The organism is Streptomyces tailanensis, from assembly GCF_008386495.1.
Lineage (GTDB): Bacteria > Actinomycetota > Actinomycetes > Streptomycetales > Streptomycetaceae > Streptomyces > Streptomyces tailanensis.
Genome location: NZ_VTHJ01000004.1, coordinates 80459 through 99195, shown reverse-complemented (window position 1 = coordinate 99195; position 18737 = coordinate 80459). Strand labels below are relative to the sequence as shown.

General features: G+C 68.1%; 18 protein-coding genes and 1 tRNA gene. 6 read left to right on the top strand and 13 right to left on the bottom strand.

The features are described from left to right. Positions 1-12 precede the first annotated feature (12 nt). Positions 13-2013 (top strand): Stk1 family PASTA domain-containing Ser/Thr kinase, encoded by a 2001-nt coding sequence (gene pknB, locus F3T56_RS05140; protein ID WP_149823481.1) that lies wholly within the window; start codon positions 13-15, stop codon positions 2011-2013. An 85-nt stretch (positions 2014-2098) separates the two neighbouring features. Here the strand turns inward: pknB and F3T56_RS05135 are convergent, their stop codons facing one another. From F3T56_RS05135 to F3T56_RS05110, 6 genes are read right to left on the bottom strand one after another with little or no spacing between them, the layout of a single operon-like run. Next, positions 2099-2851, bottom strand: coding sequence for a class E sortase (locus F3T56_RS05135; RefSeq protein WP_425473545.1), 753 nt, complete (start codon positions 2849-2851; stop codon positions 2099-2101). A gap of 25 nt (positions 2852-2876) precedes the next feature. Beyond that, complete coding sequence (locus F3T56_RS05130) at positions 2877-4193, bottom strand: class E sortase (RefSeq protein WP_149823480.1); 1317 nt, start codon at positions 4191-4193, stop codon at positions 2877-2879. Continuing rightward, positions 4190-4840, bottom strand: a complete 651-nt coding sequence (locus F3T56_RS05125; RefSeq protein ID WP_149823479.1) for an aminodeoxychorismate/anthranilate synthase component II — start codon at positions 4838-4840, stop codon at positions 4190-4192. Before F3T56_RS05125 ends, F3T56_RS05130 begins: the two co-directional genes overlap by 4 nt. Then, entirely contained in the window at positions 4837-4998 is a 162-nt protein-coding gene (locus F3T56_RS05120; RefSeq protein ID WP_149823478.1) for a hypothetical protein, read from the bottom strand. The genes F3T56_RS05125 and F3T56_RS05120 overlap by 4 nt, the downstream gene beginning before the upstream one ends. A gap of 53 nt (positions 4999-5051) precedes the next feature. Beyond that, positions 5052-5747 carry a class E sortase gene (locus F3T56_RS05115; protein ID WP_149823477.1) on the bottom strand — a complete coding sequence of 232 codons (696 nt, stop codon included), beginning with the start codon at positions 5745-5747 and terminating at the stop codon, positions 5052-5054. A gap of 17 nt (positions 5748-5764) precedes the next feature. Beyond that, positions 5765-6568, bottom strand: a complete 804-nt coding sequence (locus tag F3T56_RS05110) for a DUF881 domain-containing protein (protein WP_172638807.1) — start codon at positions 6566-6568, stop codon at positions 5765-5767. 142 nt (positions 6569-6710) lie between these two features. Here F3T56_RS05110 and crgA point away from each other — a divergent pair, with 142 nt between their 5' ends. Continuing rightward, positions 6711-6965 (top strand): cell division protein CrgA, encoded by a 255-nt coding sequence (gene crgA / locus F3T56_RS05105; RefSeq protein WP_045558527.1) that lies wholly within the window; start codon positions 6711-6713, stop codon positions 6963-6965. A gap of 268 nt (positions 6966-7233) precedes the next feature. Here the strand turns inward: crgA and F3T56_RS05100 are convergent, their stop codons facing one another. Both F3T56_RS05100 and F3T56_RS05095 read right to left on the bottom strand, forming a co-directional pair. Continuing rightward, entirely contained in the window at positions 7234-8124 is an 891-nt protein-coding gene (locus tag F3T56_RS05100; protein WP_149823476.1) for a rhomboid family intramembrane serine protease, read from the bottom strand. A 99-nt stretch (positions 8125-8223) separates the two neighbouring features. Further along, the gene (locus F3T56_RS05095) at positions 8224-8757 is read right to left on the bottom strand and encodes a peptidylprolyl isomerase (protein ID WP_149823475.1); all 534 of its coding nucleotides are present in this window, start codon (positions 8755-8757) and stop codon (positions 8224-8226) included. Positions 8758-9118: 361 nt separating this feature from the next. Between F3T56_RS05095 and F3T56_RS05090 the strand changes: the two genes are divergently transcribed. Continuing rightward, positions 9119-9820: a DUF5324 family protein gene (locus tag F3T56_RS05090; RefSeq protein ID WP_149823474.1), complete on the top strand. Its 702-nt coding sequence runs from the start codon at positions 9119-9121 to the stop codon at positions 9818-9820. A gap of 419 nt (positions 9821-10239) precedes the next feature. On the opposite strand, the gene F3T56_RS05085 is transcribed toward F3T56_RS05090, so the two are convergent. Further along, positions 10240-10312 (bottom strand) — tRNA-Ala (locus tag F3T56_RS05085). Between the two features lie 181 nt (positions 10313-10493). On the opposite strand from F3T56_RS05085, the gene F3T56_RS05080 reads away from it, so the two are divergent. After that, the gene (locus tag F3T56_RS05080) at positions 10494-11042 is read left to right on the top strand and encodes a helix-turn-helix domain-containing protein (RefSeq protein WP_033530590.1); all 549 of its coding nucleotides are present in this window, start codon (positions 10494-10496) and stop codon (positions 11040-11042) included. A 305-nt stretch (positions 11043-11347) separates the two neighbouring features. Continuing rightward, a complete protein-coding gene (locus F3T56_RS05075; protein WP_149823473.1) occupies positions 11348-13165 on the top strand; it encodes a serine/threonine-protein kinase in 1818 nt (605 codons plus the stop codon). Between the two features lie 70 nt (positions 13166-13235). Here F3T56_RS05075 and F3T56_RS05070 read toward each other — a convergent pair whose 3' ends face one another. Together F3T56_RS05070 and F3T56_RS05065 are read right to left on the bottom strand one after the other, a co-directional pair. Next, positions 13236-14738 (bottom strand): hypothetical protein, encoded by a 1503-nt coding sequence (locus tag F3T56_RS05070; RefSeq protein ID WP_172638806.1) that lies wholly within the window; start codon positions 14736-14738, stop codon positions 13236-13238. A 310-nt stretch (positions 14739-15048) separates the two neighbouring features. After that, positions 15049-15177 (bottom strand): DLW-39 family protein, encoded by a 129-nt coding sequence (locus tag F3T56_RS05065; RefSeq protein ID WP_003999697.1) that lies wholly within the window; start codon positions 15175-15177, stop codon positions 15049-15051. Positions 15178-15526: 349 nt separating this feature from the next. Between F3T56_RS05065 and F3T56_RS05060 the strand changes: the two genes are divergently transcribed. Continuing rightward, positions 15527-15880: a DUF6344 domain-containing protein gene (locus F3T56_RS05060; RefSeq protein ID WP_149823471.1), complete on the top strand. Its 354-nt coding sequence runs from the start codon at positions 15527-15529 to the stop codon at positions 15878-15880. A 1207-nt stretch (positions 15881-17087) separates the two neighbouring features. Here F3T56_RS05060 and F3T56_RS05055 read toward each other — a convergent pair. After that, entirely contained in the window at positions 17088-18287 is a 1200-nt protein-coding gene (locus tag F3T56_RS05055) for a helix-turn-helix domain-containing protein (RefSeq protein ID WP_246203407.1), read from the bottom strand. Between the two features lie 32 nt (positions 18288-18319). Next, positions 18320-18640, bottom strand: coding sequence for a putative quinol monooxygenase (locus F3T56_RS05050; RefSeq protein WP_149823469.1), 321 nt, complete (start codon positions 18638-18640; stop codon positions 18320-18322). Positions 18641-18737: the final 97 nt, after the last annotated feature.

Here is an 18737-nt window from a genome sequence, read left to right as displayed (position 1 = left end):
TGGTAGGAAGCTATGGAAGAGCCGCGTCGCCTCGGCGGCCGGTACGAGCTGGGCCAGGTGCTCGGCCGTGGTGGCATGGCGGAGGTCTACCTCGCGATGGACACCCGCCTCGGCCGCACCGTGGCGGTGAAGACGCTGCGAGCGGACCTCGCGCGCGACCCCACCTTCCAGGCCCGGTTCCGCCGGGAGGCCCAGTCGGCCGCCTCGCTCAACCACCCCGCGATCGTCGCGGTCTACGACACGGGCGAGGACTACATCGACGGGGTCTCGATCCCGTACATCGTCATGGAGTACGTCGAGGGCTCCACCCTCCGTGAGCTTCTTCACAGCGGCCGCAAGCTGCTGCCGGAGCGGGCCATGGAGATGACCATCGGCATCCTCCAAGGCCTGGAGTACGCCCACCGCAACCAGATCGTCCACCGTGACATCAAGCCGGCGAACGTCATGTTGACGCGCAACGGCCAGGTCAAGGTCATGGACTTCGGCATCGCCCGCGCCATGGGCGACTCCGGCATGACCATGACCCAGACGTCCGCGGTCATCGGCACCGCCCAGTACCTCTCCCCGGAGCAGGCCAAGGGCGAGCAGGTGGACGCCCGTTCCGACCTGTACTCGACGGGCTGTCTGCTCTACGAGCTGCTGACGGTCCGCCCGCCGTTCGTGGGCGACTCCCCCGTGGCGGTCGCCTACCAGCACGTACGGGAGGAACCGCAGCCCCCGAGCGTCTTCGACCCGGAGATCACGCCGGAGATGGACGCCATCGTCCTGCGTGCCCTGGTCAAGGACCCGGACTACCGCTACCAGTCCGCCGACGAGATGCGCGCCGACATCGAGGCCTGCCTCGACGGCCAGCCCGTCGCGGCCACGGCGGCCATGGGATCGGTCGGCTACGGCGGCTACCCCGACGACCAGCCCACCACCGCCCTGCGCTCCACGGACGCCCAGGCCACCACCATGCTGCCCCCGATGAACGGGGACGACGGCTACGGCGGCTACGGCGGCTACGACGACCGTCAGGGCCGCCGCCGCCAGCCGAAGAAGAACAACACCTCGACGATCCTCCTGGTCGTCGCGGGTGTGCTGGTGCTGATCGGCGCGATCCTCATCGGACGGTGGATGTTCCCGGGCAACGACACCTCCAACGAAACGTTCAAGAGCCCTAGCTTCGTGGGACAGACGGAGGCCGAAGCCAAGAGAGCAGCAGGCAATGTTGATCTCGAGGTAACGGTCACCAAAGCTGAGTGCGAGGACCAGAAGACGGGCAACGTCTGTAGTCAGACGCCTAAGGAAGGTGATCCAGTCAAGAAGGGCGACACCATCGCCCTGGTGATCTCCACCGGTGCCCCGAAGGTCGCGGTCCCCGACGTCCAGGGCCTGAAGTTCGAGGACGCCGAGGCCGAACTCGAGAAGAAGGGCTTCCAGGTCGAGAAGAAGACCGAGGAGTCCGACCGCACGGCCGGCATCGTGATCGACCAGGACCCCGACAGCGGCAAGCTCGAAAAGGGCTCCACGATCACGCTGACAGTCGCCACGGAGGCCGCGACGGTCACCGTCCCGGACGTCCGCAACCTCAGCTGTGACCAGGCCAAGGCCCAGATGACGGCCAACAACCTGGTCGGCGAGTGCGTCGAGGTCGAGACGGACGACCCCAACCTGGTCGGCAAGGTCATCGCGACCTCGCCGGAGCAGGGCAGCGAGGCCGAGAAGGGCGACACGGTCACCATCCAGATCGGCAAGGCGGCCGAGGAGGAAGAGGAGCAGGAGGCCGAGGTCCCGAACGTGGTCGGCCGGACCGTGGGCGAGGCCAAGCAGCTCCTGCAGCAGGCGGGCTTCACGAACATCCAGTTCGCCCCGGGCAGCGACCAGAGCGACACCGCACTCGTCACCGACCAGGACCCGGACGGCGGCGACGACGCCGACCCGGCCCAGACGACCATCACCCTCGCCTCGGTCGGCTTCGGCAACAACGGCGGCAACAACAACGGAGGAAACAACGGCGGCCTCTTCGGATAGCGCCACAGGACGGAGCCCCGGTCCCTTCTCAGGAAGGGGCCGGGGCTCCGTCGTATGAACAACTGCCGTACGGACAACTACAGCGCTACCGCAGCTCCTTGGGCAGCGTCCGTTCCGCGTTCACCCGTTCCACACGGACCAGCTCGCCCCACACGATGTACCGGTGCCGGGACGTGTACACGGGCGTGCAAGTAGTCAAAGTGATGTACTTGCCGGCCTTCTTCTTGCCGGACTCCTTCGGGATGTCCGACAGGACCTTGACGTTGTACTTCGAGGTCTCGGGGAGGTTGTCGTAGACCTTGTAGACGTACCAGTTGTCGCGGGTCTCGAAGACGATCGAGTCGCCCTTCTTGAGCTTGTCGATGTTGTGGAACTTGGCGCCGTGGCCGTCGCGGTGGGCGGCGAGGGTGAAGTTGCCGTCCTTGTCCGAGGTGGGGAGGGTCGCCTTGACCGGGTCGGTGTAGTAGCCGGCGACGCCACCGTTGAGGATCTTGGTGGAAGTGCCCTTCTTGACCAGGACCTCACCGTTCTTCATTGCGGGGACGTGCAGGAAGCCGATGCCGTCCTTGGTGTCCAGGGCACCCGGGCCGCTGTCCGCCGACGCCCAGGTGTCCCGGACCTTGTTCGCTTCCTTGTCCGCTTCCCGGTCGGCGAGCACGTTCGTCCACCACAGCGAGTAGACGACGAACAGTCCGAGCACCAGGCCCGCGGTGATGAGGAGTTCGCCGAAGACACTGACCGCCATCGCGATCCGTCCCATGCCGCGCCGCGGCGGCGCGGTCCCGGACCCGCCGGTCCCCTCTTCGACGTCATCGGTCTCGTCGGTGGTCACTGCCACAGTTCATCCGCCCTTGGTCGAGCCCCTACTGGACGAGCGCGTCGGGCTTCCCCTCACTGCGCGGCCGTTCCTCGACCATCTTGCCCCACACGATCATCCGGTACTTGCTCGTGAACTCCGGCGTGCACGTGGTCAGCGTGATGTAACGGCCCGGCTCGGTGAACCCCGAATCCGGGGGGACCGGTTCGAGCACGCTGACGTTGGTCGGCGGCGTCACCGGAAGGATCGAGGCCATGTCGTAGACGTAGTACTTGTCCTGTGTCTCCACGACGATCGGGTCGCCCGGCTGGAGCCGGTTGATGTACCGGAACGGTTCGCCGTGCGTGTTGCGGTGTCCCGCGATGCCGAAGTTGCCGGTCCTGTCCTCGGGCATCGCCGTCTTGATGCTGTTCTCGTCGTAGTGCCCGACCATTCCGCGGTCCAGGACCTTCGACTTGCTGATGCCCTCCGCGATCGGCACCACCACGTCCAGCTTCGGAATGTGCAGGATGGCGAAGCCCTGCCCCGGCTCGAACGCGCCCGGCGCGCGCTGTCCGTTCTTCCACTCCTCCTGGAGGCTGGTCGCCTCCCGGCCCGCCTCCTGCTGTGCCCGGATGTTGGACCACCAGAGCTGGTACGTCACGAACAGCAGCATCAGTACGCCGGTGGTGATGAACACCTCACCGATCGCCCGGCTCGCGATCACTCCCGCGCTGGGCTTGCGCGCCCGCGCCGCCCGCCGCGCCTCCACCCGGGAGAGGGGCGCCGACATCTCATCGGCCGCCTCTAAGGCCCCTCCGGGCCCCTGAGCGGCCCCGGAGCCCGCGTCCGCGCCCAGGGAGCCCGAATGCCTCCCGTGCCGTCTCGCGGCCTTACGGCGGGCCGCACGGCCCCCGGAGGCGGGCGGCGCGGGTATCGACTCGGCCTCCGCCGCTCTGCGCCGGGCCTCCTCCACCCGCAGCGCCACGGTCTCCTCGTCGATCGGAGGATGTTCAAGGGCGGTGTCGACCGGGGGATGCTCGGGCGCGGTCGCCTCGTAGGCCGTCGATCCGTACGCCGTCGACGTCGACATCGCCGTCGGTCCATAGGACTCGAACGGCTCCCCGTACGGGGCGGCCTGGGGACGCGGCTCATACGCCGGCTCCGCGTACGGCCGCTGCCCGTGCCAGCCGTCCTGGGCGTACCCGGAGGCCTGCTGGTCCGGTGGGGCGTACCACTGCGGCGGCTCGGCCGCCGACCGGAAGGGTTCTCCCTGGCGGGGAGCCTGGACAGTCCCGTCGAACGCCTCGAACGCCTCGGCGCCCCCGTACGCGGCCTCGCCGCCGTAGGGGGCACTCTCGCGCTCGGGGCGCACCGCCGTCACGCCGTGGCCCTGCCCACCACCGGGGCGAGCCCCGCCGACCTCGCCACGGCCTCCTGGTCCCCGCACTCCACCAGCCAGTTGGCCAGCATGCGGTGGCCGTGCTCGGTGAGCACCGACTCGGGGTGGAACTGCACGCCCTCGACGGGCAGTTCACGGTGCCTCAGGCCCATGATGATCCCGTCGTGCGTGCGTGCCGTGACCTCCAGCTCGGCCGGCACGGTCCCGGGCTCGGCGGCCAGCGAGTGGTAGCGGGTCGCGGTGAAGGGGGTCGGCAGACCCGCGAAGACGCCCTTGCCCTCGTGCTCCACCAGCGACGTCTTGCCGTGCAGGAGTTCGGGCGCACGGTCCACGACACCGCCGTACGCCACCTGCATGGACTGCATGCCGAGACAGACGCCGAAGACGGGCACGCCGGTCGCCGCGCAGTGGCGGACCATGTCGACGCAGACGCCGGCCTCCTCCGGGGTGCCGGGGCCGGGGGACAGAAGCACACCGTCGAAGCCGTCCTGGGCGTGCGCGGTCGCCACCTCGTCGTTGCGCAGCACCTCGCACTCGGCGCCGAGCTGGTACAGGTACTGGACCAGGTTGAAGACGAAGCTGTCGTAGTTGTCGACGACGAGGATGCGGGCGGGTCGGGCTGCGCTCACTGGTCGTTCACCGTCACATCGTTGAAGGGCAGGAGGGGTTCGGCCCAGGGAAAGACGTACTGGAAGAGGGCGTAGACGACGGCCAGGGTGAGGACGATTGAAATCAGAGCCTTCACCCATACGTTGCCCGGCAGATGTCGCCAGATCCAGCCGTACATGCCGTCCCTTCCTTCACACCACGGCACCGGACTCACGCCGTACCGCTACCAGACTAACGGCGTAGTGCCTCCGGTTTCCCGGCCTCCACAGGCTGGATCGATTCGAGATGCCCCCAGACGATGAGCCGATGGCTGTGCCCCCACTCCGGGTCGCAGGTCGTCAGCGTCAGATAGCGTCCCGCGCGCGTGTATCCCGATTTCCTCGGCACGGGGTCGATGACCTGCACGTCCGTGGGCAATGTCCGGTAGGGCCCCTTGTCGATGACGTACGTGAACCAGTTCGCCCCGTCGGTCAGGACCACCGCGTCGCCGGGGCGCAGCTGGGGAAAATCTTTGAGGGGATCGCCGTACGTACGGCGATGGCCGGCGACCGCGAAGTTCCCCTTCTGCCCCAACTGAGCGGTGTTCGCGTAGTGGCCGAGCCCTTTCTTGAGAGTGTTCGTCTTCGTCCCCTCGAGGACGGGCTTGTTCCACGTGAAACCAAGGCGCGGGATGTACATGAGGGCGAAAGGCTTGACGTCCTCATACGGAGCGGGCGGCTCCGGAGCCGCCGTCGAGGCGCCTGGGGCGGACGTGTGTCGCACCGGCTGCTTCGCCCACCGGTCCTGGAGGACCTCGACCTGGCGGTCCATCGCTCTGTCGGCCTTCACACCGGTCCAGAACAGCACGTAGACGACGAAGAGCACGATCAGGGTGCCGACGGTGATGCAGAGTTCGCTGACGGTCCTCACGATCACGCGCACCGACACGGGTCCCCCGGCTGCCGTTACTCCACGGGCTTCGCGTACTTCAGATCCACTGTGCCCGAGTAGCCGGGAAGAGTCACCGGGCCGTCCTCGGTGACTTTCCAGCCGAGCCCGTAGACGTTGACGTACACCATGTAGTTCTGGATCGCCTCGGACGCCGTGATCGCCTTCTGGAGCTTCTCCGGGTCACCGATCGCCTGGATCTTGTACGGGGGTGAGTAGACGCGGCCCTGGAGGATCAGGGTGTTGCCGACGCACCGTACGGCGCTGGTGGAGATCAGCCGCTGGTCCATGACCTTGATGCCTTCGGCGCCGCCCAGCCACAGCGCGTTCACCACGGCCTGGAGGTCCTGCTGGTGGATGACCAGGTAGTCGGGCTGTGGGTCGGGGTAACCAGGGAGCTTGGCGGTGGCGTCCGGCGGAGCGTCGTCGAGGGTGACGGTGATGGCGTCGCCCTTGAGTTTCTGGGTGCCGGCGTTCTTCTCCAGGGCCTTGAGCCGTGCGTCCTCCGCCTCGGTGCTGCCGTCGTCCCGCTCGGCGAGGGCCTCGACGTCGTCCCGGAGCACCGCGTTGGACTCGTCGAGCTGCCCGTTCTTGTGGCTGCGCTCCTGGATCAGGTCGGAGAGCCTGAGCAGCGAGGCGTCCGTACGGATATTGGTGCCCTTGGCCGTGTCGAAGCTCGTGAAGAAGATCAGCCCGGCGAGGGCGAAGACCCCTACGGTAAGCACGCGCGCGGGCCGGAAACCTCCCCGGGAGGCGGCGTCACCGCTCGGGGCGGCAAGGTCACCGGAACCGGCCTCGGGGGAGTCGGCTGAATTGCTCAACGTACCCTTATCTCCTTAGGCGCCACGGAAGCACTACGCTAACGGACGCCCGGGGGAGCATTCAGTGTCCCCTTGTACGCTGCCCCGGAGCCCGCCACACTTCCCTGCGCGGCCACGCAGCGCATCGACAGGAGAGACCCTCGTGCCGAAGTCACGTATCCGCAAGAAGGCCGACTACACGCCGCCGCCGTCAAAGCAGGCGACGAATATCAAGCTGAACAGCCGCGGCTGGGTCGCGCCGGTCATGCTGGCCATGTTCCTCATCGGCCTCGCCTGGATCGTCGTCTTCTATGTGACCGACGGCTCCCTGCCCATTGACTCGCTCGGCAACTGGAACATCGTGGTCGGGTTCGGCTTCATCGCCGCGGGATTCGGCGTCTCGACCCAGTGGAAGTAGCAGCCCCGACGCCGTGAGACCAGCTCTCCCCAGAGCTGTCCACGGAGTTATCCACAGGGGTTATCCACATGGGGAAAAGAAAGACCATCTGTGGATAACCCATCGGGCGTTGACGCCGGTACGACTGGTCAACTGACACCCGCAAACACGTTCGCCCCCTGCCTGACCTGTGGAAACACAGGTGAGCGACAGGGGGCACACCTGTTCCCGCACCCTATGCACAAGATCCGCCACAGTCTGTGGACAACAGTGTCGTATCGATGACGGCTCAGACGAGCTGAGCCGTCCTGACCAGCGTCATGGCCACCGCGGCGACCATCACCAGGGCACACACGCCGTACTGGATCAGCCCCCGGCGCTCGCGCGGTGCGTGGACCATCGCGTAGCCGATCAGGACACCGCCGACGAGGCCGCCGACGTGGGCCTGCCAGGCGATGCTGGACCAGCCGAAGGTGATGACCAGGTTGATCACCAGCAGGATGATGACCGGGCGCATGTCGTACTTCAGCCGCCGCATGAGGATGGCGGTCGCGCCGAAGAGGCCGAAGATGGCGCCGGAAGCACCGAGGGACGCCTGGTTCGGCTCGGCGAGCAGATAGGTGAGCGCGCTGCCCGCGAAGCCGGAGATGAAGTACAGCGCGAGGTAGCGGGCGCGGCCGAGGGCCGCCTCCAGCGGGCCGCCGATCCACCACAGGCTGAGCATGTTGAAGGCGATGTGCATGACGCTGCCGTGCAGGAACATCGACGTCAGCAGCCGGTACCACTGCCCTTCGGCGACGCCTTGGAGCGTGGTGCCCAATTGCGGGATCCAGTCCCGCCCGATGAGGTACAACCGGGCGGTGAGGTCGTCGCCCAGCGAGAGCTGTACCAGGAAAAGCAGCAGGTTCACGCCGACCAGGAGCTTGGTGATGAGTCGGGGGTCGGCGGCGACCGTGCCGCCCGCGAGGGTGCGGGGCTGGGAGGCGGACGGCGCGTGCCCCGTCCCTGAGCCGTTGCGGACACATTCGGGGCATTGGAAGCCCACGGAGGCACTCACCATGCACTCGGGGCAGATGGGGCGCTCGCAGCGGGTGCAGCGGATGCCCGTCTCGCGGCCCGGGTGCCGGTAGCAGGTGGGCAGGCTCTGTGCGTCCTGCGAGCTGCCCGGCACCTGGTCCATGGTGTCCCTCCGTGTCGTCCGTGGAACCATTCGCCCCGCCCATCCTTACGGATGGGCGGGGCGAATGGTTCCCTTCGGGACCTTGTGAACCCTTCGGGCTCAGCCCTGGCGGGTCTCGACGACGACCGACTCGATGACGACGTCGTTGACCGGGCGGTCGGTGCGCGGGTTGGTCTGGGTGGTCGCGATGGCGTCCACAACCTTCTGGCTGGCCGTGTCGACGACCTCGCCGAAGATGGTGTGCTTGCGGGTCAGCCACGCCGTCGGGGAGACGGTGATGAAGAACTGCGAGCCGTTGGTGCCCGGGCCGGCGTTGGCCATGGCCAGCAGGTAGGGCTTGTCGAAGGCGAGGTCCGGGTGGAACTCGTCCGCGAACTGGTAGCCGGGACCGCCGGTGCCGTTGCCCAGGGGGTCACCGCCCTGGATCATGAATCCGCTGATCACCCGGTGGAAGACCGTGCCGTCGTAGAGCCTGTCCGTGGACTTCTGGCCGGTGGCCGGATTCGTCCACTCACGCTCGCCCTGGGCGAGCTCGACGAAGTTACGGACCGTCTTGGGCGCGTGGTTCGGCAGCAGCCGCACCTCGATGTCGCCGTGGTTGGTCTTCAGGGTGGCGTACAGCTGCTCAGCCACGATCTGCCTTCCGTTGTCCTCTGTGAACTCCCCCGATCCTCGCACGGACGGGGCTCCGAGTCGCCCGACGGCCACACCCTCGTGCGGCGGCCGTGCGGAAAACCGGTCGAGTACCGCCGGTATCGGCGCGCTTCGCGACGATCCGTGGCATTGTCGGCACTGTCATGGACAAGTTCCCGTTGCCCCGTATTCATCCGCTATTGCATCTCCGGATCTTGAGCGTTTCCTGCTCCCCGGCCTCGCGGAGTCGGCGCCCATGACCCGGATGCCCGCCCTCACATGCCCTGGAGCGTTCCGGGAGGCATGATCCCCAAAAGGGTGGAAAGTCGAATTACCGTACGCCACCGAGGAGGAGGATCCCGTGACCCGCATCGACAGCGTGCGCGCCGCGACCGGCTCGGCGAAGGACAGCGTGCTGCACGCCGCGGAAGTGGTGGCGCCCTACGCCGACACGGCCAAGGACAAGGCCTCGCACTACGCGCACGAGGCACGCGTACGACTCGCGCCGAAGGTGTCGCAGGCCGCGGAACAGGCACGCGTCCAGTACGGCGCCCATGTCGTCCCGCGGCTGGAACAGGCCCGCACGCATGTGCCGCCGAAGGTCGACCACGCAGCCCATGAGGCCGCCGTCCGCACGCGTAAGGCGGCTCGCCAGGCCGCCGACTACTCGCGTCCACGCATCGAGCAGGCGGTGGCCGCGGCCGGCCCCGTCCGAGAGGAGGCCGCGGCCCGCGGTGTGGCGGCGTTGGCCGCACTGCGCGGGCAGGTGTCGCCCCAGCAGATCCAGAAGCTGGTGCGCAAGCAGCAGCGCCGTGCCAGGCTCGGCCGCGCCGCCAAGGGGCTGGCGGTGCTGGGTGTCCTGGCGGGTGGCGCCTTCGCCGCATGGAAGTGGTGGGACAAGCAGGCCAACCCGGACTGGCTGGTCGAGCCTCCCGCCGCCACCGAGGTCTCCGACCCCGGCCGCCTGTCCTCCGTCGACGGCAGCGACCAGTCCGTTCTCGACCCGGAGGTCCAGGCCAAGCAGGCCGAGGAGGAGGCCGCGGAACGCGACGAGCGCCACTGAGGCCGACAATCGAAGTCGCTCTCGCCCAGGCATCCCCCATTCATCTCAGGGCGCCCCTCAACAGCCCTGTGCGGGCAGGAGATTTGAAGCTCTCCTGCCCGCACAGGGCTGTTTCACGTGAAACGTCCGCACCGCCAGAACCGCCGACGCGACATTTCTCGGAATGTGTCAATCCGGTTGCGAAGAGTGATGAACCCACCCGGTCGCGTCGCACCGTGACCCAGACCACGGTTTTCGCATATGCGCACGTCGACACGTGCCACCGCGCGTCGCCCCGCTCCAGAGCCCACCTTCCCGAGCAGTGCACCGATAGCGATCGCGACGAACCCGGATCGGAGCATCGCCGGAGACCCCGGTCCCTGCCACAGGAAAAAGACCGGGCCGGATGTCCTACGACATCTGGCCCGGTCGATCCGCTGTGGAGCCTAGGGGAGTCGAACCCCTGACATCTGCCATGCAAAGACAGCGCTCTACCAACTGAGCTAAGGCCCCGGAAGGGAAGCGTCCACCCGGAGGTACCGACCACCGGAGGCGCCGCAGACCAGAGTACCGGGTCATCCCCTGGATCTCGCAAAAAGATTGGGGGTCCCCGTGAACGACCACTCTCCGTAAGATGCTCGTCGTGGTTCGCTAGAGCGAACCGCGGTATTTGGGGAAGCGATGGGGAGACGCAATGGACGCCGCACAGCAGGAAGCGACCGCAAGAGCCCGGGAGCTGCAGCGGAACTGGTACGGAGAGCCGTTGGGGGCGCTCTTCCGTAGGCTCATCGAGGATCTGGGGCTCAACCAGGCTCGTCTCGCGGGGGTACTGGGCCTGTCCGCACCGATGCTGTCGCAGCTGATGAGTGGTCAGCGTGCCAAGATCGGCAATCCGGCAGTGGTCCAGCGGGTTCAGCTGCTGCAGGACCTGGCCGGTCAGGTCGCGGACGGCAGCGTGAGCGCCGCCGAGGCGACCGAGCGGATGGACGAGATCAAGAAGTCACAGGGGGGATCGGTGCTCAGCAACACCACACAGTCGACGACGAGTTCGGGGGCGCCGACGGTCAAGCGGGTCGTCCGCGAGATCCAGTCGCTGCTGCGCTCGGTCGCGGCCGCAGGCGACATCATCGAGGCGGCGGACACCCTCGCCCCGACCCACCCGGAACTGGCAGAGTTCCTCCGGGTGTACGGCGCGGGCCGCACCTCGGACGCGGTGGCGCACTACCAGTCCCACCAGAACTGAGTCCAAGGCCCGGTCATCGAAAGGGGGTTCGGCGACCGGGCCCGACCGAAGAAGGGGACGAGGGACCCAGCAGATCCCGAACGAGCCACGGAGACGTGGACGTAGGCTCCGAAAGAGCCGGCCGAAGGGCAGGGGAAGGACAGCGGACGAGAGCGTCGCGGAGCGACAGGGGGGACAGAAGGACGGAAGCCAGCTCCGAGAAGAGCCGGTGAGCGGAAACCGGCTCCGCGGAGGACGGCGCGAGCGCCGTGTCCTCCGCCGACGGGCAGCCAAGGGGGGAGCCGAAGGGGGAACGACGCACAGCCATGGGTGAGGTCTTCGCCGGCCGGTACGAACTGGTCGACCCGATCGGACGCGGGGGAGTCGGCGCGGTCTGGCGCACCTGGGACCACCGGCGCCGCCGGTACGTGGCCGCCAAAGTCCTGCAGCAACGCGACGCACACGCCCTGCTGCGGTTCGTCCGCGAACAGGCCGTGCGGATCGATCACCCCCATGTGCTCGCGCCCGCAAGCTGGGCCGCCGACGACGACAAGGTCCTGTTCACCATGGACCTGGTCGCCGGGGGTTCCCTGGTCAACCTCATCAACGACTACGGCCCCCTTCCGCCCTCCTACGTCTGCGAGCTGCTCGACCAACTGCTCTCCGGCCTCGCCGCCGTGCACGCGGAAGGCGTCATCCACCGCGACATCAAGCCCGCCAACGTGCTCCTGGAAGCCACCGGCACGGCCCGGCCCCGGCTGCGGCTGTCCGACTTCGGCATCGCCATGCGCCTGGGCGAACCTCGGCTGACCGAGACCAACTACGTGGTGGGAACGCCGGGTTACTTCGCCCCTGAGCAGATGCTGGGCGCGGACCCGGACTTCCCGGCCGACCTGTTCGCGGTGGGCCTTGTCGCCCTGTACCTGCTGGAGGGCGCCAAACCCGATGCCAAGGCGCTCATCGAGCACTTCGCCGCCCACGGCACGCCGAAGGCCCCTCGGGGCATCCCCGAGCCCCTGTGGCAGGTGATCGCCACCCTGCTCCAGCCGGACCCGAACGCCCGCTTCCGCACCGCCACGGGCGCCCGCAAGGCCCTTGCCGCGGCCATCGAGCTCCTGCCCGAGCCCGGGCCCGACGACGAGATCGTCGAGGTCTTCGACCAACTCGGCCCCCTCCCACAGGGGTTCAGCCCCGAAGGACCACTGCAGCGAGCATCAGGGCTGGACAGCATCGGTACGGGCACCGGCGGCAAGTCCTCATCAACTCCCGGCCGGGGTACGCACACTCCTCACCCGAGCATGGGCACTCCTTCCAACTCGCTTGGTCCGTCCGCGCCTTCGCCCTCGTCTCCTCCTCACTCGTCTTCGCTTTCGTCGGCGCCTCGCTCCGCCACGTCCTCTTCGTCTGGCCTGTCATCGTCCGGTGTGGACGTGACGCCACCGCCGCCTCAGCACCCTCCGCTCCCCGCTCCGCCGCCCCAGGTCCTGGCAGCCCAGGACCCGCCCTCGCAGCCCGGCACGGGCTCGGTGCCCCCGGCTGCGCCTGCCGACTCCGTACCTCAACCTCCGTACACAGGCCCCATATCGACGCCCCCCATGCCCATCAGCGCCCCGCCCCAGACCGGCTCCGGCTCTTCGTCTTCGGGGCACACCGGGCACGTATCGCCCGAACCGTCGCCTGCCGCCGTACCGCCACGGCCCGAACGCGACCCCGTGCCGCCGCGGCCGGCCACGATGTCGGACACCGGCAGCTTCCATCTGCCGCCACCCCAGGTGCTGGCCGCCCACGCGCCCTCGCGCCAGGCGGAGCAGCAGCACGCGCCCGGCCACCCACAGCACCAACAGGAGCAGCAGACCACTCCCCCCGCCGCGACGCCCCTGCACGCTCCGCACCCCGAACCCACGCATGTCCCCTCCCCTCAGCCGCAACCGCCGCTGGGCCTCTCTCAGGCCCCGACCTCGGCGGTGCAGCAGCACGCGTACGCCTCTACTGGTTCATACACCGCTCGGCCCGCGCAGGTTCCACGCCGATCGAGGGCGATCTCCCGGCGTCGTCCGGGCCCGCCCGCGAAGGTCGTCGTTCCGGTACTGCTGCTCGCGCTGGCCTGCTTCGCCGTGGGGTTTTGGGCGCTCGGCCAGCTTTGACCCGTACGTCGACTGCCTCGTGCCCCTCAGGGCGGGTCGCCCGCTCGACAGCCGCCAGCCTTCGTGGGCGCTACCGGCCCCGAGACGGCCCGTGCCGCCCCCGCGAAGCCGTACCCGGCCCTCGCCCCGCCCGCCCTGCCCGCCCCGCGCCGGCCGCCCGCCTGCGTGCCACGAGGGTCCACATCAGGAGCCCGAGCACCAGCAGGCTGCCCGTGCCGATACCGCCGGCCGCGACCGCTGTCATGGCGAGACGCTTGTCTCCGGTCACCGTGGAGTTCCCGGAGTCCTCCCCGCCGCCGCCGGAGGCCGCCTCCCCGTCCACGTCCCCCTCGCCGTCGGTGTCCCCCGCATCGTCCAGAGTGTCCCCCGTCGTCCCGTTCTCCGCCGCCTCCTGGTCCTCGTCGGTGACCTCGAAGACCCCGCTCGGTGCGGCCGCTCCCAGGTACCCCGGCCCGTCCTGCGCCTGGCCCCTCACCCGCACGCGCAGGGTCAGACCCATGGGCTCGTCGCCGTACCGGGCGGCGACCGGCGTGCCGAGGTGGACCGCCAGGTAGTACCAGCCGGCGAACCGCATTCCGCTCGCCTCTCCGTCGAAGGAAAAGCGGTTGTCGTACGCGACAGGGGGGAGCGGGTCCAGGTCGGCGGACCGCTGGTCGCCGCCGTAGCTGATGAGCGCGTCGTCCACGAAGCCGCGCGCGGGGTTGTAGAGCGACATGGCCAGTGCGTTGCCCACGAACCCGTCGCCGCCGGTCGTGCTGCCCAGTTCGGCGGTGGCGTAGAGCTGCTGCCCCCAGTCGACCGGCACCTTGTAGAAGAGCGTCTCCCCGGCCTTGATCCCGGTCTCGTCCTGCCAGACCCCCTGCGCGAGGGGGCTCGCCGTGGCGAAGCCGCTCCCGCCACGGCGCCGCTCGGGATCTCCTTGCACGGCCTCGGGCGGGGCCGAGTTCCAGTTCTCGGGGGCGCTCGTCGAGCCGCCCTTCTCCACAGCGGGCTCCGAGGCGTAGCCGAGCTCCAGCCCCCACTCCTCCGACGAGCCCTCCGGTACGGAGCCCGACGACGATCCGGAGGTGGAGCCCGTACCCGAACCGACGCGTTGGACGACGAGGTAGTACGCCCCGGATGCCTGGCACATGTACTCGTCGGTGCCGATCTCACGTGAGGCCAGGGCGGTGACGGGGTGCGCACTGCGGGTCGCGCCGAAGCGGGCGGTCTCGTAGGAACAGCGGCGGCCGTCGGAGTCCTCCACGCTCACCCTGACGCCGTCCGAGGAGGCGACCGTGGCCCCCACCGCGGGGACGGCCGTGGCCGAGGCGTACGCGTTGGCCACGGCGTCGAGATCGAGGCGGTAGTAGAGCTTGGCACCGGGGCCGATGGAGCTGCGATAGGTCTTGCCAGGTGCCAGCCGTATGGCCCCCGTGGAGCTCGTCGAGCCCTCGACCCCCGTCGCGTCCTCGGCATAGGAGTACGGAGTCGGTGCATCGGCCGCCGTGGCGGGCGCGGACAGCGCCGTCGTCACGTACAGGGCCGCCCCCGCTGCCGCCGCAGCTCGCCACCGGACTGTACGCCGCCCCATCACGCGCCACCCCTCGTCGTAGACCCGAAGTCGCGGCTCCGAAGCCGAAGCCCAGAAGTCATAGCCGGGAAGTCGTGCCCCGAACGCGCCCATCCTGCCGGGCCGTACGCGCGCGTGCCCGCTTTCCTGCGGACGAGCGGCCGAAAACGTCCTCTACGAAGACCTTCACTTTGCCTACGCAATCAATTCGTTCACCAAAGCGAATCAGCGCCGACAGGATGCGCCCAAATTTCCGGGACCATACGCCCAAGCAACACAAAACCCCGGCCGTGAGCACGGCCGGGGTCTGCTCTGAGACTGATGTCGATGTTCACGAACCCGTGGGCACGGAGTCAGTCGCCTCCGTCCACAGATCCTGCTCGGCGCGATCCGCCTGGATCTGGCGGTACACGAGGAGCCCGCCGATGGCGGCCAGTGCGACCAGGAGAAGCTTCTTCACCGCGCGACCTCGTCTTTCCTTGACGTAGGGGACCTCTGCCGCCCGACTATACACACCGACCGATATCGATCGGTGACCTGCGTCGGGCGCTCAACTGCCGCCCGGAAAGCCTCAGTAGAACCGGATTCTGTCATTCCGATCACAGGTTCATCGCACAGGTCCATCACACCTCGCACACCTCCACGAGTCCCGGAACCCCCTCGCTCTGGAGCTTTCCGCAGGCCTTGCGCCCGTCCGAGTGATGTTCATCTGAAGATCGCCGCGCCATGGGCGTCGGTCCCCCACTTCGGAGCCCACATACACATCATGAGGAAAGTACGCAAATCGCCCGACCCGAAAGTGAGGGGCCATGGCCCAGAACAAGGTCATGAAGCTGTGGACCGCCATCGTCACCGCCTTCCTCGCGCTGTGCACGGCGCTCGGACTCATCACGACCACGGCAGGCGCCGCGGTACAGCGGACCGAGACGACCCGCAACTGCGCGGCTCCCGCGAGGACACCGGTCCTGCCCCTCCAGACCCGGCCCCACGACCGCGCCCTGCCCCCGACGATGAAGCAACGCATCCGCGCCGAGGCCCACGGCTCCTCGCCCACCTGCCGCCACCGCCCGGCCACGGACACGGCCAGGACCGTCATCAGCCCGGTAGCCGCCCCCGATGCCCCTCTCCCACAGACAGAGCCCCTCGCACCTCTCCAGCGCTGATCCTCCCGCCCGACACCCACCCCACCGGCGATCCGATCTTGCGTACGACGCCCCGCAGAGCAGCGAGAAACCCCCGGCCTTCCCCTGCCGGGGGTTTCTCGCATTCGCGTCCGGCCGAACGAAAACCAAACGAAGAAGACCCCCAACCACGATCGGTTGAGGGTCTTCATGCTGGTGGGGCTAACAGGATTTGAACCTGTGGCCTCATCCTTATCAGGTCGATCACGGGGAGTCGTCGACGTCGGTCAACTCGCTCTGTTCCTCGCCTGACTGTCCGCTGAGGTTCGGCGGCGACCGCTGCTGTTCGCGTCTGTTGGTGTCAGCCGCTGATGTCAGAAACAGGCGCCCTCTTGACAAGCCGAACTCAGCGTACTGGCTGCCCGCGCGGTCGGGGGAGAGAGTTTGAGGTCTGGTGATCTGCGGGGCGAGAGCATGAAAGGGGGCAATTACACTTGATCCAATGGAGAGGGCTACCGCCCTCACCGTGCGAAGCAGGCACTCGGCCCCCTTTCTTGCTCTCGGAGGGGCCCCGCAGATCAGCAGACCTTAAAGTCTCGGAGCGACCGCCCCCAACCCCCACGTCCCGCCCCTCACTGCCTGTGGTGTCCGGCGGGCCTCAGCCGTGGCGCACCTGTCTTTGATCACAAAGCGTCGTGTCGGGTTCGTGCGGATCATGCATGCCGACCGTGCGGCGGTGCTGCCCAAGTCAGGGCCTGGTGCTGCGGGACGGGCGGGGAATCAGGCGCGGTCCTGTGTATCGGCCCCCGGTGTGCCAGAGCGTGAAACGGGGATCACCCCGGGGCAACGATTCGGTGGCGCGGGCCGGGGCCGGGGCGGCGCGGGCCGAAGGCAGGAGCGAAGCCCCGGCCCCGAGCCCGCGCCGGCCCGCAGTGCGGGCCGGTGGGGTGTGGTCTCCGTAGCGGCGGCAAGGAAGCCGGTCGGCCAGCGCACAGGATGGCCGAAGGCCAAGAGCCCCTGCTCTGTCCTGCGAGCCGTGGACCGTGGGCCGGGGCTGAGGTGCTGCGCTGCTCCTGGGGCTGGTGAAGCATGGGAGAGCTGAGATCCTGCGGTGGCGTGCTAGTGCTCTGTCATCTCAAGTGCGCCACGGCTGAGGCCCGCCGGATGCTGCGGGCTGTGACCAGGCGGGACCCCCCTCCCCGCCCGAAGGGTGGGGCTTGATGAGGTAGAGAAACCTGTAACAGCTCGGCTAGACGACAGCGCTTCGATCAGCCAAATCGCGCAGCGGTCCGGGCACTCGGGGCTCTGAGAGCTGGATCAGGTCCCGGATGACCTCGCGTGCCAAGTAGTGATCGTGGATCTGCTCGGGTGTCAGGGCCTCGGCTTCCAGAAGCGCGGCTGTGGCTTCCCCGACGTGTCGCCGCTGCGCGTGCGCCCGCGCCACGTCAAGTAGGAAACGTGCCTGGCGCTCTGCGGAGAGCCCCGATGCGTCCACCTGCTCCGCTACTTCCAGGGCAAGGCCCGCGTCTCCCAACTCAACCGCCGTGCTCACAGCGTGGATCTCTACGTTGGTCGGCCCGAACTCCGTATCGAAGTCGTTGCGGTCCCCACCCAACCGAGCTGCGATCTCTCGCGCTCGCTCGATGTGCTCGCGGGTTGGGCCCCGGTGCCCTTCCCTTGCATTGATCACGGCAAGGACCAGATTCATGGCGCCGAGTAGCGACAGCTCCTCTGGTGGGCACGTCGGCGCCTCCGCCCTCGGAGCCATGACGGCCACGGCCGACTTCGCTGCCTGTTCGGCCTGCTCCATGTGCTGCTGCCGCATGAAGGCATGTGCCATGCGGAACAAGCTGGAGACGACCTCCAAGGGCTGACCAGCTAGCTCGGCTGCCTGTAGCGCCCGGTCGGCTGCGATCCATGCTGCGTCCGCTTGATCTTGCCGAGTGAAGCTCGCTGCGGCTACCTGGTACGCCTTGGCGCGCAGCGCGTGCAGCTCGGTGCGGTCGCCTGCTGGTGCGTGGCGTACTGCGGCCTCAATGCTCGGGAGAAGGGCAGCGAGATGATCGCTCAGTGTTGCGTAGCTCGATGCGTGCGCGAGTGCCCACGCCTCCTCCACCTGCCGGCGGAAGTCAGCGAGTGATGGTTCTGGCTTGGTCGGAGACTGCTGAAAGAGGCTGGGCAAGGCCGGATGGCCGGTCAGCGCTACACGTAGTCCGTCGAGATCATTACTCTTCGGTAGATCTTCTGGCGCGACCTCTTCGACTGGCGCAGCATCGGGCCGCACCTCTCGTACGGACACATTGAGTGCGTCTGCGAGTCCCTGGAGGATCGACAGTCGCTCGACAGGCTGCACACCTCTCTCGACCTGTGAGACCCAGCTCTCGGAGCGTCCCATCGCAGTGGCGAGGTCGCTTTGGGACATGCCTGCGGCGCGACGAAGCTCCTTCACCCTCTGACCGACAGTGACGGTGTCTGAGCCACTCACTTGTCGGCTCCGGTGGGGTACTTGCCGGCGTACGGCTGGAGGCGGTCAACCTCGGTCTTCTCGACGTACTTGTCACGCTCGCCGAGGAAGTGGCGCGTGTGGGGCTGGCGCTCGTGCTCCTCGAATGCGTCGTGATCGGCGTACAGCTCGTAGAACGTCCGCTCGTTGGGTGCGCCCTCGACTTCGTGGCACGAGTAGATCAACGTTCCGGGCTCGTGCGCCCGGATGCCTGCGGTGGTCGCTTCTACCAGCGCGTCAAATGCCTCGCCTGCGCCATCGCGCAGCGTAAAGCGAACAAAAAGCCCAAAGTTAGCCATCTCTCCACCTTCCTGGTCGCGTCCAGTCTCGCAGACTCAGAGTTCTCCTACTAGTCGCAGCTTTTCTGTTGACTCGCAGTTTTTCTGCGAGTAGCTT